The organism is Mariprofundus ferrinatatus (genome assembly GCF_002795825.1).
Classification (GTDB): Bacteria; Pseudomonadota; Zetaproteobacteria; order Mariprofundales; family Mariprofundaceae; genus Mariprofundus; species Mariprofundus ferrinatatus.
On the sequence record NZ_CP018800.1, the window covers coordinates 706875 to 723905 of the forward strand.

General features: G+C 51.9%; 19 protein-coding genes. 17 read left to right on the top strand and 2 right to left on the bottom strand.

The features are described from left to right. Positions 1-3 precede the first annotated feature (3 nt). From Ga0123462_RS03440 to Ga0123462_RS11580, 12 genes are all read left to right on the top strand, one after another. Complete coding sequence (locus Ga0123462_RS03440) at positions 4-879, top strand: NAD(+)/NADH kinase (RefSeq protein WP_100265007.1); 876 nt, start codon at positions 4-6, stop codon at positions 877-879. Next, entirely contained in the window at positions 879-2549 is a 1671-nt protein-coding gene (recN, locus tag Ga0123462_RS03445; RefSeq protein ID WP_100265008.1) for a DNA repair protein RecN, read from the top strand. Before Ga0123462_RS03440 ends, recN begins: the two co-directional genes overlap by 1 nt. Continuing rightward, positions 2546-3067 (top strand): N-acetyltransferase, encoded by a 522-nt coding sequence (locus Ga0123462_RS03450; RefSeq protein ID WP_100265009.1) that lies wholly within the window; start codon positions 2546-2548, stop codon positions 3065-3067. Before recN ends, Ga0123462_RS03450 begins: the two co-directional genes overlap by 4 nt. Positions 3068-3128: 61 nt before the next feature. Further along, complete coding sequence (locus tag Ga0123462_RS03455; protein WP_100265010.1) at positions 3129-3491, top strand: response regulator; 363 nt, start codon at positions 3129-3131, stop codon at positions 3489-3491. A gap of 352 nt (positions 3492-3843) precedes the next feature. Next, positions 3844-4602, top strand: a complete 759-nt coding sequence (locus tag Ga0123462_RS03460) for a cytochrome c oxidase subunit 3 (RefSeq protein ID WP_100265011.1) — start codon at positions 3844-3846, stop codon at positions 4600-4602. 67 nt (positions 4603-4669) lie between these two features. Further along, complete coding sequence (locus Ga0123462_RS03465; RefSeq protein WP_198507387.1) at positions 4670-5509, top strand: SCO family protein; 840 nt, start codon at positions 4670-4672, stop codon at positions 5507-5509. Beyond that, a complete protein-coding gene (locus Ga0123462_RS03470) occupies positions 5499-6281 on the top strand; it encodes a cytochrome c oxidase subunit II (protein WP_100265013.1) in 783 nt (260 codons plus the stop codon). Before Ga0123462_RS03465 ends, Ga0123462_RS03470 begins: the two co-directional genes overlap by 11 nt. Before the next feature lie 25 nt (positions 6282-6306). Further along, the gene (locus Ga0123462_RS03475) at positions 6307-7989 is read left to right on the top strand and encodes a cytochrome c oxidase subunit I (protein ID WP_100265014.1); all 1683 of its coding nucleotides are present in this window, start codon (positions 6307-6309) and stop codon (positions 7987-7989) included. Between the two features lie 120 nt (positions 7990-8109). Then, a complete protein-coding gene (gene cyoE / locus Ga0123462_RS03480; protein ID WP_100265015.1) occupies positions 8110-9000 on the top strand; it encodes a heme o synthase in 891 nt (296 codons plus the stop codon). Positions 9001-9101: 101 nt separating this feature from the next. Then, positions 9102-9629: an SCO family protein gene (locus Ga0123462_RS03485; RefSeq protein WP_157821255.1), complete on the top strand. Its 528-nt coding sequence runs from the start codon at positions 9102-9104 to the stop codon at positions 9627-9629. A gap of 42 nt (positions 9630-9671) precedes the next feature. After that, positions 9672-10229 (top strand): tetratricopeptide repeat protein, encoded by a 558-nt coding sequence (locus Ga0123462_RS03490; protein WP_100265017.1) that lies wholly within the window; start codon positions 9672-9674, stop codon positions 10227-10229. A gap of 39 nt (positions 10230-10268) precedes the next feature. Then, positions 10269-10391, top strand: a complete 123-nt coding sequence (locus Ga0123462_RS11580) for a hypothetical protein (protein WP_257790531.1) — start codon at positions 10269-10271, stop codon at positions 10389-10391. 158 nt (positions 10392-10549) lie between these two features. On the opposite strand, the gene Ga0123462_RS03495 is transcribed toward Ga0123462_RS11580, so the two are convergent. Next, on the bottom strand, positions 10550-11113 hold the full coding sequence (locus Ga0123462_RS03495) for a GyrI-like domain-containing protein (protein ID WP_100265018.1): 564 nt from the start codon (positions 11111-11113) through the stop codon (positions 10550-10552). A 162-nt stretch (positions 11114-11275) separates the two neighbouring features. Between Ga0123462_RS03495 and Ga0123462_RS03500 the strand changes: the two genes are divergently transcribed. From Ga0123462_RS03500 to Ga0123462_RS03510, 3 genes are all read left to right on the top strand, one after another. Continuing rightward, positions 11276-11836 carry a cupredoxin domain-containing protein gene (locus Ga0123462_RS03500; protein ID WP_100265019.1) on the top strand — a complete coding sequence of 187 codons (561 nt, stop codon included), beginning with the start codon at positions 11276-11278 and terminating at the stop codon, positions 11834-11836. Positions 11837-11897: 61 nt separating this feature from the next. Next, complete coding sequence (locus tag Ga0123462_RS03505; RefSeq protein ID WP_100265020.1) at positions 11898-12797, top strand: cyclic nucleotide-binding domain-containing protein; 900 nt, start codon at positions 11898-11900, stop codon at positions 12795-12797. Positions 12798-12810: 13 nt separating this feature from the next. After that, on the top strand, positions 12811-13860 hold the full coding sequence (locus Ga0123462_RS03510; protein WP_100265021.1) for a PAS domain S-box protein: 1050 nt from the start codon (positions 12811-12813) through the stop codon (positions 13858-13860). Between the two features lie 17 nt (positions 13861-13877). On the opposite strand, the gene Ga0123462_RS03515 is transcribed toward Ga0123462_RS03510, so the two are convergent. Further along, positions 13878-14465, bottom strand: a complete 588-nt coding sequence (locus Ga0123462_RS03515; protein ID WP_157821256.1) for a cytochrome b/b6 domain-containing protein — start codon at positions 14463-14465, stop codon at positions 13878-13880. A 156-nt stretch (positions 14466-14621) separates the two neighbouring features. On the opposite strand from Ga0123462_RS03515, the gene Ga0123462_RS03520 reads away from it, so the two are divergent. Continuing rightward, entirely contained in the window at positions 14622-15992 is a 1371-nt protein-coding gene (locus Ga0123462_RS03520; protein ID WP_100265023.1) for a cbb3-type cytochrome c oxidase subunit I, read from the top strand. Continuing rightward, positions 15989-17029, top strand: coding sequence for a COX15/CtaA family protein (locus tag Ga0123462_RS03525; protein WP_198507388.1), 1041 nt, complete (start codon positions 15989-15991; stop codon positions 17027-17029). Before Ga0123462_RS03520 ends, Ga0123462_RS03525 begins: the two co-directional genes overlap by 4 nt. Positions 17030-17031: the final 2 nt, after the last annotated feature.

Below are 17031 nucleotides of genomic sequence, written 5' to 3' on the forward strand. Positions count from 1 at the left end.
CAGGTGAATCGAATCGGCATCAGTGTCAAACCCAATGATCCGCGTGCCTGCGCACTCCTCTGTGAGCTGCATAAGTGGTTGATTGAACGCGACTGCTCAGTCTATGTGGATCATGAACTGCAGGTTTGTGCCGGCTGCTCAACCGGTTGCGATCGACTTCCCGTTTCCGAGATGCCAGACAAGGTGCAACTCATGATCGTGCTCGGCGGCGATGGCACACTGCTGCACGCTGCGCGCGACTTTATCGGTTCGGATACACCGATTCTCGGCATCAATCTCGGTCGACTCGGCTTCCTCACCGATACGCCGGTTGGCCACATGTTTGATGTGGTGGAAAAGATTCTGGGCGGCAACCTGAAGACGATTCGCCATTTTAGCCTCTGTGCAGAGGTGTGGCGGGGTGATGAGATGCTCGCCAGTGCCAGCGCCATGAACGATGTCGTGCTGGAGCGCCGGGGGCATCCGCGCATGATCGGATTCGAGATGTATGTGCATGATCGCTTTGTTTTCCGCATGCGCGGCGACGGGCTGATTCTGGCAACACCTGCCGGTTCCACCGCTTATGCGCTCTCTGCCGGAGGCCCTATTGTGCATCCGGCCATCGATGCGATCACTGTGGTCCCTGTATGCCCGCATACGCTCTCCAATCGGCCCGTAGTGGTGCCCGCCGATGATCAGATTGAGCTGCATCTTGTGGAGTCCTCAACTGAATCTGCCGCCCTCAATCTCGACGGTATTGAATTGATTCCTCTCGAACAGGGTGACCGCGTGGTGGTGAAAAAGAGAGGAACGGTCTCTCTTGTATACCTTCCGGATCGCCACTACTACGAGGTGCTGAGAACCAAGCTGAAATGGGCAGGGCAGGTTGAAACCGGCTGATGCTCACATCGCTCACCGTCAAACAATTCGCACTGATTGATAAGGCCCAGCTTGAACTGGAGCCGGGGATGACCGTGTTTACCGGTGAGACAGGTGCCGGAAAGTCGATGCTGGTGGATGCTCTGGGGGCGGCCTTCGGCGCGCGCGCCAGTTCCGACTGGGTGCGCCATGGTGCAGAGCGGGCTGAGGTGGTCGCTGTCTGGGATGGCGAGGATGATAGAATCAATGCGTTGCTCTCTGATCAGGATATCGAGCTTGAGGATGAACTTATTCTGAAACGGGTGATTGGCCGGGATGGCCGTTCGCGCGCCTACATCAACGCAACACCTGTTCCTTTGAAGACGCTGCAGAAGCTCGGGCAGATCTGCCTGGATCTGCACGGCCAGCATGAACACCAGATGCTGATGAAGCCGGGGTTTCAGTGTTCCCTGCTTGATGAGCGGGTTAATGATGCGGTCCGGCATGAAGTTGAAGAGGCATTTAAGCAGTGGCGGCAAATAGTGAGACGCATGGAGACTCTGCAGTCCGAACGCGGCGAGACGGAACAGAAGGCTGCGTGGATGCGCGATGAGTTTGCCCGTTTGCAGGCACTGGAGGTTGAAGAGGGGCTTGGCGAACAGCTGCAGGCAGAGGTCGAAGCTGGGCGCCATCATGCCCAGATTCAACAGGCTGCTGCCGAGGCGCTGATGCTTCTTGATGAGGCCGAGCCCAGTGCGCGCCAGCTGGTCGCACGGGCGGGGCATGCTGTTGAAACAGCATCCTCCTATCATGATGGCCTGAAGCGAGCCGGCGAAATGATCGAGCAGATCGATGTTTTGATGGGGGAGCTGGAGCCTGAGCTGCATGCCGTACTTGATGAGTCCTTCGATCCGCAGCTGCTGCGGCAGCATGAAGAGCGGCTTATGCAGCTGCATGAGGCGATGCGCAGGCATGGTACCGATGAAGGCGGGCTGCTTCAGCTTATGCGTGAGTGGGAAGAGCGGCTTTCGGCGCTGGATACGGCGGGCTGGGATGAGGCGTCGCTGGCTAAAGCGCTGAGTGAGGCTGAAGGACGATTCAGTCAAGCAGCCGAGACACTGACTGCGGCCAGGGTGGCTTGTGGTAAAGAGCTCGCTGAAGCCCTGAGGCCGTTTATGGATCGTCTCTCCCTTGCAAGCATGGAGATCCGTTTTGATGTTCGTCCGGATGGGAGTAAGTCATCATGGAGTGCGGCCGGATGGGATAGTGTATCGATGCAGGTGATGTCCAATCCGGGTGAGCCGTGGCGTGAACTGGGCTCGGTTGCTTCTGGCGGTGAGCTGTCAAGGCTGGTTCTGGCCCTGAAAGGGTGTGGGGCACTTGCCCGGATGCCCCATATTGCGGTTTTTGATGAGGTGGATACGGGTATCGGCGGAGAGACGGCATGGTGTGTTGGCGAACTGCTCGCGCTGATGGGGAATGATCGCCAGGTATTGGTGATTTCACACCTGCCACAGGTGGCATCCTGTGCAGATCAGCAGGTCGTAATCAGCAAGCGTGAGCGGGATGGTCGGACCTTAACCTCGCTCAATCCTGTGCTTGATGATCAGCGTATGCAGGAGATCGCGCGCATGCTTGGCGGTGTGGACAACGATTCGCGCCGGCATGCGGAAACCATGCTGGGTCGAGGCAGTATGGTGAGGTCACAATGAGCCACACGGTTCGGATTCGGAGTGCGGCAGCGGGGGATGTGGACGCGATCCTTTCGCTGCTCAAGCCCTTTGCAGAAAAGAACATTATCCTGGAGCGGGATAAGGATAATATTTTCCAGCATCTGCAGGAGTTTCTCGTAGCAGAATACGACGACAGGCTGGCCGGGGTGGTATGCGTGCACATTTATGGCGAAAAACTTGCCGAGGTGCGCTCCCTTGTTGTCGATCCTGCATATCAGAAGCACGGTGTTGGTCGGCTGCTGGTGGAGGGGTGTGAAAAGTGGGCGAAAGGGCTGGGCGTTGCCAAGCTGTTTGCGCTGACCTATGTCACCGGTTTCTTTTTGAAGCTCGGCTATCGTATTGTCTCCAAGGAGAGCCTGCCGCACAAGGTGTGGACAGTCTGCGTGCACTGCGCCCGCTTCGCCGACTGTGATGAGATCGCTGTTGAGAAGATGCTTGCCGATACCCCTATTCGTCCGGTGGCAGTGATGCCTATAATCGAGATTGACGATGCATGATCTGTTGCGCCATGCTGCGGGAGGGGTTCGTTTTTCCCCAAGGATGAAGGTGATATAGTTTATGGAAGTATTGATCGTTGATGACCTCGAACACTCCAGAGTTTCTCTGGCCCGTATCGTGGCGCATTTTGGATGTGTGCCCGTAGAGGCTCTGGGTGCGAAAGATGCGATTGAGATCCTCGCTCGAAGGCCGGAAATTGGCGTGGTGTTGTTGAGGTCCAGAAAATCAGCGGTGAACGGATATAACCTTCTCTCCGAAATGAAGTCGAGACCGAAGCCTCCCAAGGTGGTGGTTGTTGGCAAAGAGGAAGATATGCCGAGCATGCTGAAGATGCTGGCTGAGGGCGCTGACGAATACATTATCAAGCCCTATGACAGTGAGGCGATTGCCCGGAAAATGAGGAGTGTCGGCGCCTGCTGTTAAGGGATTGTACCGCCTTGTTGCGAACCTGCAGTGCGTTTTGTGATGGAATCTTCATGCAAAAGCCTTTGTGGCTCACTGAATGGCGTGTCGGAGAGCTTCCTTTGCGAAGCATTATCTGACCGGCCCTGTTTGTAACTGTCCGGATTCCCTCGTCTTTATTCATGCCTGGTGAAACAAAGCCCTTCGCGGGGCTGTTTTATTGCGTGAAGTCAACATGAACGAACATTAAATTTTATTTAAAATTGTGCTTGATATGCCCATTTCAGATATGCAGAATGCCGGCCACTTATGTTACGAGAAGTATGTTAAATAGTAACTTAAGCTTTGGCTTAACAACACGAGGAGGGTATAAATGAGTGAAGAAATAAAACATTATACGGCCCATTGGCATACCAGTCCTAATCCGTTGCTCGTAGGCTTCGGTGCAGGTCTGTTCCTACCATTGGCGTTCATGCTGCAGTTTGTTTATGAAATGCAAACAGCAGCTCTGGTTGTTCTGGCAGTTGGTGCCGGCATGACTATTATGGGTGGTCTTGGCTGGGCAGCTGAAACCATCGGCGTGATTGACGACGAGAACTGGTCTCCATCGGCCATGTTCATGTTTATCGGTACTGAAATCATGACCATCGGCGGCGTACTGGCCGGCTACTGGGTTGCCCGTCTGGGTGCACCTGTATGGCCACCTGAAGGTACTCCTGCAAACATCGGTGCGAACGAAGCGACTATCGCTACGCTCATCCTGATCGTATCAAGCTTCACAGTCGGTATTGCACGTAAGAAAGAGCTAAACGGCGATGCTTCCGGATTTGCTACATTCACACTGATCTCAGTCGCGATCTGGGTTGTGTTCATGTACATGACAATTTCCGGTTGGTCTGACCTGTCAGCACAGGGCTTCACCATTGGTATTAACGCATTCGCAACATCACTGTACGGCTTCACCGGTATCCACTTTGCTCACTTGGTAATGGGTATCCTGGTTATGCTGACCTGTGTTCCGTCTGCATTTAAAGGCCGTCTGAGCTTCTCATACACCCGCGCCATGAGCATGTATGTTCACTTTGTGAACGTACTGGGCGTTTGGGTGCTGCTCCAGGTTTACTACTGGTAAGCAGGCGTAGTCAGAGACTGTAACTAAATTGAACCTTACCTCCTCATACTCAGCGAAATCGTCATGGTTGAGCCTGCGCAAGCTGGCGCTGACCATGGCGGTTTCCGCTGTAGCCATGTTGGGGTACGCAAACGGTGCCAATGCCGCATACGGTAATGTCACCAAGGAATCATTGGTTGATCCAAGCATTCTCAAGATCGATGAAATCAAGTTCTTGGGTGAGAAGGTTGATTACGACTTCGTCCTGCAGGATGAAAGCGGAGCAGACTTCAAGCTGGGCTCAATGATTGGCAAGCCGCTGGTGCTGGCGTTCAGCTACTACACCTGCGACGGTGCCTGCTCGGTAATCAATAAAAACCTTGCCGAGACCCTGAAAGGTGTGGAGCGCTGGAAGATTGGTCAGGACTATAATGTGCTGACAGTCTCTTTCGACCAGAATGATACGCCTGCAACACTTGTGGACTTCATGGAGAAGTCAGGTTTTTCGGGTGGGCAACTGCCATCCGGCTGGAAGATGACCACCATGCGGGAGAAAGAGAATATCGAGAAGCTCACGGGTTCCATGGGTTTCAAGTTTTTCTGGTCTCCACGTGATGCCCTGTTCCTGCATCCGAACGTCTATATCATGCTGTCCCCGAAAGGGCGGGTAACGCGTTACCTGTATGGCGGTACGATTACCCCGACGGATATGGAGCTGGCCATCACCAAGGCGATGGGTGAGAAAATTGCAGCTGCCAACGTGATCGATTTCGTTGTTGGTGCATGTTACAGCTATAACTACAAAGATGGTAAATACACAATCAACATTCCACTTTTCGTCGCTGCTGGCGGCCTGATTTTCGGACTGTTACTGATTGCTGGAAGTTTTTCGTATATGAAATTTAGGAGGGTAAAACATGAAATTTAAATCACTTATGCATAAAGTGATGGGGGCAATGCTCGCACTGCCTCTGATTCCGTCACTCGCGCATGCGTTCCAGGCTGCACCGGCGCATCGTGCTGACTACAACGGCTGGACCCCGCATGAGCACTATGATGCAGTCTGGCACGAAACCATGCTGGATATCACCGTTCTCGGTGTCGTCTTTGCAATCGTCACATTCGCGTTCATGATCATGTACCGTCGTCACGGTCATGGTGAGCGCGGCAAACTGCCTCACCTTTCCGGTCAGGCAAAAATCGGCTGGGTTGTTATTCCCTGCATGCTGTTCCTGGGCGATGACCTGTTCCTGTACGTGAAGGGTTTTGATCTGCACAACCACTTCCGTAACGTTCCTGCCGATGCAACTGAAGTGAAACTCACCGGTTCTATGTGGAACTGGAACTACGTTGACGTCAACGGTATCGACTCTGATAACGAACTGGTTGTGAAGCAGGGTAGCCCTGTTGTTCTGCGCATGGTTTCTGATGACGTACTGCACTCGCACTACATGAATCGCTACCGTGTAACAGAAGATCTGATGCCTGGTCGTATCACCTGGCAGTGGTTCATGCCGGATCAGTTGGGCGAGTCTGTTGTTACCTGTCGTGAGTACTGCGGTACCATGCACTCAGGTATGTACGGCAAGATCAACGTTCTTTCTGCTGAAGACTACGATGCGTACGTAGCTGAGCAGACTGCATCCGTCCCTGCTGTTACAGGCGTTGCTTCCGCTGCAACCGCTGCAGACAAGATTTAATTAAAATAATAGAGGAGGAAAACTTATGAGTGGTTTTATGGGACATGAGCCGGATGGTAAGCCGGGTCAGCCAAAAACAGTAAAAGAGTGGGTATTTACCCTTGACCATAAGGTCATCGGCGTATGGTACCTGATCGGTGCAATTGCATCGTTCATCGTTGCAGGTCTTGCAGCATCCGCAATGCGTATCGAGCTGGGCTCCGTAGGTCCGGATATCACAGACAACGGTGATATCTACAACCTGTGGCTGACCATGCACGGTGCCGTAATGATTCTGGGCTTCCAGATTCCTGCCCTGCTGGGCTTCGTAGCTAACTGGGCTGTGCCTATCATGGTTGGCGGCAAGGACATGGCGTTCCCTCGTGTAAACGCAATGTCTGTTTGGCTGCTGTGGTCTGGTATCCTGCTGGCTCTGATGAACCTTGTTATTCCTGACTCCTACAACGGTATGTGGACCGGCTACCCGCCATACTCCCTGACCGACGCTGTAGGTAACACTGCACTTTACTCGTCAGTAGTAATCATCCTGGGTATGTCTTCCGTATTCGGTGCTGTTAACCTGGCCTGTACTGTTGCGTTCATGCGCTGCAAGGGCATGGGCTGGTTCCAGATGCCTCTGACTGTATGGTGCGTATTCACTGCAAACGTGATTCAGCTGATCTTCGTACCTGTGCTGGCTGCATCTGTACTGCTGCTGTCTCTGGACAAATACCTCGGCTTCGGTTTCTACAATCCTGAAGTTGGTGGTGACGTGCTGCTGTACCAGAACCTCTTCTGGTTCTACTCACATCCAGCTGTATACGTGATCCTGCTGCCGTTCATGGGTATCCTGTTCGAGATCTTCGCAACATCTGCCCGCAACGACGTATTCAACTACAAGGCTACTGTATGGTCGGTAATCGCGTTCATTCCTGTATCTTCTGACGTTTGGGTACATCACGCATACGTTGCAGGTCTTCCTGACTGGCTGCGTCTGCTGCAGACATTCACTACCCTGCTGATCTCGCTGCCATTCGGCCTGCTGATGCTGTCACTGACCGGTACCATGTACCGCGGTGCTATCCGTTACACCGGTCCAATGTGGTGGGCGGTTGCAGCATTCTTCATGCTGATCATCGGCGCACTGACCGGTATTCCGAACGCACTGTCTGCAGTTGACTACGGTATCTCCGACTCTTACGTAATTATGTCTCACTTCCATTACGTAATGGCGGTATCCGGCGGTATGGCGATCTTCGCCGGTGTATTCTACTGGTTCCCTAAACTGACCGGTCGTATGTGCAACGAGATGATGACCAAGCTGACTGCTGCTGGTTTCTTCATCGGCATGAACTTGGTAATGGGTCCACTCTACTTCGCTGGTATCGAAGGTATGCCACGTCGTTACATGGACTACCAGATGTTCGCTGATAACGCGACCATCACTTCAGCTCACCACTGGTCAACTATCGGTCTGTACATCACCTTCGTCAGCGCACTGCTGATGATTGTTGTATGGCTGCACGGCGCAATCGCCGGTGAGAAAGCTACCTCTGCGAACCCTTGGGGTTCTCAGAGCCTGGAATTCACTGCAACTGCAATCATTCCAGGTCAGGGTAACTTCCCGACTCCGGTTAGCGTGCCAGAAGGTTGGCATCCATATAACTACATTGATAACCCAGCTCCAGTATTTGAGCCGCATCCCGGCCATACTGGTGGTCATCACTAAGTAGGAAATGACTGGTGGCCTCCCTCGGGAGGCCACCTTTTCATTTGCTTAAACGCGGTAAGCCTGTCCAAAACGGCATGTTTATCAGGTTTAATCAAGGGAGAGAGGGTTTCTATTCCAATGAGTCACTCAATAGCTGAACAGCAGGTTAGGGTGCGTTCCGCAATCGCGGACTACGTCTCTCTATCCAAGCCCGGTATTGTAGGATTGACCCTTGTTGCTGCGCTGACCGGAATCTATTTCGGCAATCATGGTGTGATGCCGCACTGGCATCTGATCGGCTGGACATTCCTGACGCTGGGGCTTGCGACTGCAGGTTCCTGTATGCTCAACAACCATTACGATCGGGATATCGATCAGCTGATGAAGCGCACGAGCAACCGAGCCCTGGCTGCAGGCGCTGTATCTGCAAATCGTGTTCTTTATGTCTCTTTGATTCTTACTGTCGGTTCACTTGCACTGATGGCCTGGGCCGTTAATCCGCTGACAGCGGTTGTTACCGGTGTTGGTGTGGTTGGCTATGTGGGCGTTTACACCATGTGGATGAAGCGCAGAACACCCTGGGCCAACCAGTTTGGCGGCATTGCCGGCGCCGTGCCCCCGATGGTTGGTTATGCGGCCGTGACCAACGAACTCGGTGCTGCTGCGTGGATACTGTTCGCTATCATGGTAGTCTGGCAGCAACCGCATGCACTGAGCTTGGCGCTGAAGTATCGTGGAGATTATGCACGTGCCAAGGTTCCCGTGATTCCTGTTGCTTGCGGTGTTTATGCCACTAAGCTGCGTATCCTGCTTTATACCATTGCACTGATCCCTGTAGCCATGACACCGTGGTACTTCGATATTGCAGGCAGCATCTATCTGGCGGCATCCGTGATTCTGAGTGCAATCTTCCTGTTTATGGCGGTTCGTTTTTACCGTTCAGAACGTGATTGTGATATGCGCGTATTTGCCTACTCGATCGTATATCTTATTCTGCTGTTTGGAACCATGGTGATCGACTCCATCTGATTCAACCTGCAAAACCTGTCCCACTTTAATTTCGCTGTGATAGTATGCAGCGCGTGCGTATATCATTACTTTATAAATACCTAACAGCTTTGCTTATTGCGGTGACCCTGCTGCTTTCCTCATGTACAAGTGAACCGCAAAACGCCAAGGACTTTACTCTTCAATCGGTTGACGGGCCTGTCTCCCTGCACGATTTCAGAGGTAAAACAGTCCTGCTGTTTTTCGGTTATACCCACTGTCCGGATATCTGTCCTGCAACCATGAACAATGTTGCGATGGCTTTACGCATGCTGAAAGAGCAGGCCAGTCAGGTTCAGGTGCTGTTTGTGACGGTTGATCCTGAGCGTGACAGTGCCGAACATCTGGCAAAATATGTGGCATTCTTTCACCCCAATATTACAGGTCTTACCGGTACGCCTGAAGAGATCAAGAGGGCGGCAGGCGCCTACGATGCGGAATTTTTTAAGCAGGATGCTCAGGATCCGGACGGTTATGAGATGATCCATACCAGTATGCTGTTTATGATCAACAGCGAGGGAAAAATTCTCGATATCATGAGCCATCATACCGAACCTGATGATATTGCTATTGCCCTGCGTAACTGGCTTAATTCCGGTTCGGCCGGTTAACAGGCCACTTAACATCCCGCTGTACCAGTTAACGGAGAAAACATGCTAAACAAAGTTGCAATTCTGCTTGTCTGTATAGGCCTGATTTCATGCGGTTCAGAGACTACGACTAATCCGGCTGCTCCTCTGGTGACTGGTGTGAGCGACCCTGCAGAATCGATTGCCGATCAGGCCCTTTTGCTGGCCAGTAAGGGAGAAAATACCAAGGCAGCAGAGCTTTTTCTTGAGGCGGCTGAGCAGGGGAATCGCCCTGCGCAGTATTTTCTTGGCTTAATCTATGCTCGCGGTGATGGCGTGGAAAAGGATATGAATAAAGCATTTATGTGGCTTGAGAAGGCCTCCATGGGTGGGCACCCCAAGGCTGTATATCACCTTGCAGAGATGTATGTACACGGTGAGGGTACAAGTATCGACCATGTCAAAGCGATGGCATGGTTCTGGGTTGGAACCACGCTTGGTGATCGTTATGCCGAGAAGCGGCTGAGGGCAGTTGCGCCCCGCCTGACACCCGAAGAGATGGGTGATGCTAAGGTGCTTTCCAAAGAGTTGATGAGTAAAATCCCTCAGGATTTGAAGGTGAAACGCGTATCGCTTCACTGACCATGTTTCAGGAAGAAATGTATTACAGGAGATTAGAAGATGAACGACCAGAATAATGAAGAGAAGGCCAGAGAGAAGAAGAAGGTGCTGACAGGTCTTTTGCTGACAGCAATTGTCTTCGGTTGGTTCCTCTACTACCTGATTTCCCATATTCCGGGATAACAGGTTCAAGCTATACCCTCAGGTGAATTCCTGAGGCTTCCCCGGCGATCTGTCTGTGATAAGTCTGAGATAACCGGCTCTGACCTGCCGGTTTTCTTCACTGAATTACGGTTTGTTCGATTAAATCGCCCATTTGATGGGCGAACTACCTGTTTAAATCAGTACTGCTTCTTGTGGATAGGCAGCTGATACTCCACGTTGCCATCCGGATGATAGATTTCAAAGGCTGGAAGTGAGAGCTGATAACCGTTGGCGCGCGCCCAGTCTCGCATACCGGTATAAGCCTTATGGGAACCGAGCAGCGTTCCTCCCTCAAATCTCGCAACCACCACCTCACGCGATTGAATGGTCATCTGCTCGAGTGGGGCGGGGATGTAGTCACTAGGCCTGATCAGGTATCCGATCTTGCTCTGACGATTCTCCTCTGCAACCTCAGATACGCTGTCCATATAAAGCGCTGCAGCGGTCAACGGCTCGACATTGGACTCTTTCAGATGCTTGGCCACCTCTTCCAGAATCGGGTCGATCTTGGCATATGAACCTTTATGGTTGATATAAGCCAGGTGATACTCTTTGGTGACACTCCTGTAAACTTCTGGGTCCTTGAAGGCGCCGAGATAGAGCATGACCACTGCACCACCACCCAGGGTAAGTGCAAGGCCAATTAGAATAAGGATGAGCATTTTTGAGGTAACTGGTCTCTCTTGGTTGTCTGCTGCCATCTGAAATCACATCCTGTTGTTGAGTATGGGTAAGTCACTGTAGGGTTGCGCATGTTATTTTGTATTGCCTGATCGGTAAAGTACGGTCAACTTTGTTACGTTTCGATCAATTATCTACTGCCTTGCTGTCATAGCAGACAACGTGAAAGGAATTTATCAATTATGAGTCAAGAGAAACCCAATAAAGGGCTGAACTACAAACTTCTGCTGGTAACGATTGTCTTCTGCGTTGCTGTGGGTGTACCTGTGGTTATGAATATCAAAGCGAAGAATCCTGATATGACGGTTACCAAGGAGAAGATTACCCGTGAAGATCTTGTCGGTTTCCAGGACAAGGTAAAACAGATGGTTGAGACATACACCGTTCGCGTTGAAGGTGAAACTCCGGTTGTGCATCCGCCGGCAGGTTCTGATATCTATCTGCTGGCTAAAAACTACGACTGGGGCAACTTCACGCTGGAACTCGAGAAGGGGCAAACCTACCGGTTGCACCTTGCAACACTGGATATGAAACATGCCATTGTCGTACGTGAATTGAAGCTTATGAACCGGATCAAGGTGGGTGAGTTTAAAACCCTTGAATTCGCCCCGATCAGGGCGGGTCGCTTTGATATCATTTGCGGTGAATTCTGTGGCGCAGGCCATGCCAGCATGGTGGGTTCCATCATTGTGACCGATACCACAGTTGCAGCTCCCGAACAGGGTGTAGCGTCGCCGCAATGAAAAATTGCAGTTCAAGCCGGATTGAAGCTGAGTTCGGGATAACCAATATAGTGGTGCATTAATGGATCTTCTGTCCAAAGAACATATCGATGGCGTCTCCAGACATGATCGGCTGTTTATTCTGAAGCTGGCGGCCGGGGGGATCTTTACCGCACTGGGTGCCTACAAGCTGGGCTTTAATATTGAGCTATCCTTTGCTGCACTGGTGTTTGTTCCTGCCATCGGCATGTTTTTCACCTATCTCAAGCAGGAGGCCGATTCCAATATCCTGCGGTGGCTGAGTATTTTTGTTTTTTCGGCACTGTTTGGAATGTTTGTGGGCTCCTATTATCTCGCGATTGCCGTCTTCCTGTTGATGGAAGGTGCTACACACCATAAGTCGATTACACGCTGCAGCGATGCCAAGTGGATGCGTATCGTGCGTGCTGAATCATCGATGGATGATCTGCACCGTTTGATTGTTGGCCATTCACTTTTCCATTCACTCTCAGTTGAAACGCGCCAGAGCCTTGCCGAGCAGTCTACCGTGATGGAGGTCGAACCGGGCGCGGCACTGATTCGAAAAGGTGAGTTCAACTATTATCTGTTCCTGCTTGCCAAGGGCGAGGCCACTGTCATTCGAAACGGGGAAAATGTCGCCACCCTTCGTTCCGGTGATATTTTCGGCGAAGTCTCTGCTGTCGGCTTGAGTCTTCCGGTGGCCGATGTGGTGGCCAAAACTGATGCGCTCGCCTTTGCCATTCCGGTTGATGCACTCTGGGCAGTTGTCTCCGAGAATCCTCAGTTTGCCGTTGAGCTGAGAGAGCTTGGCATGAGCGTTGTTGATATGGCTCTGCCTGCCGAAGAGGCCGAAGCGGTTGCCGATTCCCATCAGCTTTTCGATGATGATGAAGAGGCAAAAGTGAATGCACTGTTTGATAATGAAGCTGCGCTGAATAAAGACGACGGCAAAGCGGCTTGAGCAGGGAGAGCAGATGAAGTCGATTTTCAGCAGTTGGGCCAGTTTGAGTAAACATGCAGGGGCCATGCTGATGGTTCCCTCTGTTCTGGCTCTTTCTGTTGTCGGATTCTCATTCTTTTCATGGAATAAGCAGATGGTTCAGGAGGCGCCGCTTCTCGATGTGGTGATGGAGGTGAGGGTGGACCTCGAACATGCCCATCAGCTGCTGTTTAAGATGGAGAAAGATCTTAATGAACTCCGCTCGGTCAGAGACGACCAGGAGGAACTGGAAACACTCCACAATCGGGTGATTGCCGGAGTCGATGACTTCGTCGCATCCATGCAGACGCTGAAGAACCATCTCGCGGAACTAAGTGAAGGGACCGCGATGATGGGGTCTGTCACATTGAGTAATATCGAAGTAACAAAGATCAGCGATGATGAACTCGCGCTCAAAATTGTTGATCTGGAGAATACGATAGAGATTCTTGATGCACACCTTATGCCTGAGCTGCTGGGTGATGCATACCAGGAGTTTGCCTACTCGGAGCATGATCAGGAGCTCTTTGTCGACGCAATCGATTCTGCAAAGGTTTGTGATGGTCGGGTACACGCCCTGATCAAGGAACGGCTTGATCTTCAGCGCCGCCTGTTCCTGCTTCTGATCGTCGTATTTTCAGCACTGATCGCCTATATCTTCTTCAAATGGCGTCAACTCAATCGCCAGATGGAAGATAGTCTGGCCGATATCTATCTTACTTCTCAGGCAACAGAGCAGTTGCCCGAGCCTGTTCTGATTATCAGCAGCGGTGGTATTATCGAATATGGTAATCCGGCCTATTTTGAGCAGAGCGGTTTTGGCGCAACAGATGTGATCGGCAAACACCTTTCAACGATTGCTGTTGATGATCACGCCAGCTGGGTCGATGATGTCATCAAAAACAGCAGTGAGCGGCAGCAGTGGCAGGGGGAGGTTCGTACACTGAATCGACAGGGGGGTAGTTACGGTAGCTTCATCATGAGTTCACCAATTCTTGATCGCACCCTCTCTCCGACCTTTTTCCTGCTGCGCCAGAACCTCTGAGCCCCATCTGACTGAAGCTACTGTTCATCGTTGGCTGTAAACATTTTCTGCAATACCCTGTGTCCTTTGATCTGGTGTAGCAGTGCCATCAACAGGTGGCCAACAACAAAGAACCAAAGTGTAGTTCCAAGCAGTTCATGGAGTTCCTTAATGGTATGAACTGCGGGGGGCATACCACCGTCATGTTTCATGCCGAGATAGATGATCGAGCCGGTCAATCCCAGTCCTGTTGCCAGCATCAGCCCAAGACCGTGTACTGTACCTGCAATCAGGTGCGCCTGTTCAGGAGGAGGGAGGACCCCTTTAAACCAGCCGGGAATATCGCATTTTATCTCAGTAATGAGCGACTTGCGCTTCGCAGGATCGAGCCATGGAAAAAGGCGAAGCCTGCTTTCATCTCGGTCCAGCACAGTCATCAGGTAGGCAATGGCAACAATCAGTACAACAAAACCTCCGAACTGATGAATCGAAAAGATAAACCCGGCCAGCTGATCAATCGCCTTTCCGGGTTTGGGAACCTGCATGAACTGCTCACTTAGCAGCTGTGCGAGAACTGTGAGCATGAGCAGGATGTGGAGGATTCGGGTACTCTTTTCATATTTCATAATCGCCAATATCCACATAATCGAGCCATTTGGAAAGTAATAAATAGCCCGGCTCTTCTAGTATATTGCCAGATAAATCTGCTGCGCTTGATGGCGGCGGGTGTTAGGATGCGCGCCCAAAATTGATGCATCTATTAACGCAGAACAGGATTTATCATGACGACAAAATACTCCCTGCCGATATCCGAATCTCATCAGACTCAGCTGGCTGTTGGCTGGCTCTATGTGGCCGTCGGCTTTCTGCTCGCTTCCGGCATCTATCCGCTGCTTCTGGCACTGGCCAGGACCACCTATGAGATGCCGTGGAAAGATTTCTTCTACACAGCCCTTGTGCTGCATGTGGACTTTACGGTGCTCTGGTGGCTGATCGCCATTGCCGGTGTTTTCTGGACGCTGAATACCAGTAGTCGTCAGGTGATGACCGGCTGGCTCTCACTGCTTCTGGTTGTGGGCGGTGGCATTATTATCGGTGTTTCACCTCTGACCGGTGATGCCAATCCACTGACCAACAACTACATTCCGATGCTGGAAAACAAGATATTCATCAAGGGGCTGATTGTCTTTGGTGGTGGTGTTCTGCTGCTGGTACTGCGCAGCATGTGGGCGCTCGAATGCAGCAAGTCACGTCAAGTGAGCGGCGAGGGTGCCATCCGTTTCGGCACTCTGACAGCAGCAATTGCTGCGCTGATTGCAATGATCGCACTGATCTGGAGCTTTACAGATGCGCCTGTTTCCCAAGGCCGCTCCTACTACGAAAGTCTCTACTGGGCAGGCGGACATATTCTGCAGTTTGCCCACACCGCGCTACTCTGCGTTTCCTGGCTCTGGATTGCCCAGGCCTGTGGTCTTGAGATAAAAGCAAAGCCGATCTACCTGATGGCAGCATTTGCCATCGGTGTGGCACCGGTATTGATGATGCCGTGGCCATTCCTGAGCTACGATATTGGTGGTCCGGAATTTATGAGCTGGTATGTCTGGCTGATGCGTGATGGCAATGGTGTGGCGCCACTGCTGATCGGCCTGCCTGTGGTATGGGCACTGCTCACCCAACCGGCTGCAGAAAAGGGTTCTCGCCATCTCTATATGGCACTGCTCTTCTCGATTGTTCTCTTTGCTATGGGTGGCATGCTCGGTCTGTTTATTGGTGAAAGCAGCACGCTGATTACAGCGCACTACCATGGTTCGATTGTATCCGTGACCATGGCGTTTATGGCAATGACCTACTACTGGCTGCCGAAATTCGGCTTTGCAAACGTTAACCTGAAATGGGCGCGCATTCAGGTTTACGCTTATGCGATTGGCCAGATCCTTCACATCGTGGGCCTTGCCTGGGGCGGTGGCCACGGCATGAAGCGCAAGGTGGTTGGCACCACGCAGGATATCGGGGTACAGGCGGTGCTTACGCCGCAGGACCTTGTTGGCGTTGGTGGCGTGATAGCAGTTCTTTCGGGTGTTCTGTTCGCCATCGTGGTTCTGCCGGTGATGCTGAAAGGGCGTAAAATGATGCGTGAGGAAGCCCGGTCATGAGCGATATCGATCAGATCAGAAATGACAGGCAGATCGCCTACTGGCTGCTTTTTGTATGTGCGGCGATTTTCATCATGCTGGTGATTGGCGGCGCAACCAGGCTGACCCATTCAGGCCTTTCCATGATGACATGGGACCCTCTTATGGGCTGGATCCCGCCACTTTCTGAGGCCGCATGGCTGGAGTCATTTAAACACTACAAGCAGATTCCTGAGTTTTATGAGCTCAATCCGGATATGGATCTGGAAGGATACAAAGGCATCTTTATGCTTGAGTATATCCATCGTGTGTGGGGACGCCTGATCGGTATATTCTTCCTGCTGCCGTTTCTCTATTTCCTTTTTGCAGGAAAGATTCGCAAATCTCTGCGTACCCAGCTGATCACCATGTTTGCTCTCGGCGGACTGCAGGGTTTGCTGGGCTGGTATATGGTGAGCAGTGGTTTCGATCAGGCCTATGTAAGCCAGTATCGACTGACCGCTCACCTGATGGCCGCATTCGTGATTTTTGCCTATATCCTCTGGGTGGCTGCAGGACTTCTTTTTCCACGCCGTGAACCATCACTCTACAGCGTTAAGCCGCTCTTCATGGCCGTTGCAGGTGTGACTGCCCTGATTGCCCTGACCGTGGCTGCTGGTGGCTTTGTAGCGGGTCTGAAGGCTGGATTTGCCTATAACACCTTCCCGTTGATGGATGGTCACTTTGTTCCCGAAGGCTATGGTATGCTGCAGCCTTTCTATCTGAACTGGTTTGAGAATATTGCTGCGGTTCAGTTCAATCACCGGCTACTGGCTGAAACAGTATTGTTGCTGGTGATCGGGCTCTGGTTCTACGCCAAGCGTTTTGAACTGCATGGTCCCGCCAAGATCGGTATTCACCTGATGTTCGGCATGGTGATGATACAGTTCTCGCTTGGCCTTGCGACGCTGCTCTCGGTTGTCCAGCTACACCTTGGTGTCGCTCATCAGGGAGGCGCGATGCTTCTTTTCGCCTTCTCGCTGTTTACCCTGCGGATGCTTCAGTCAACTGAAAAGTAGAC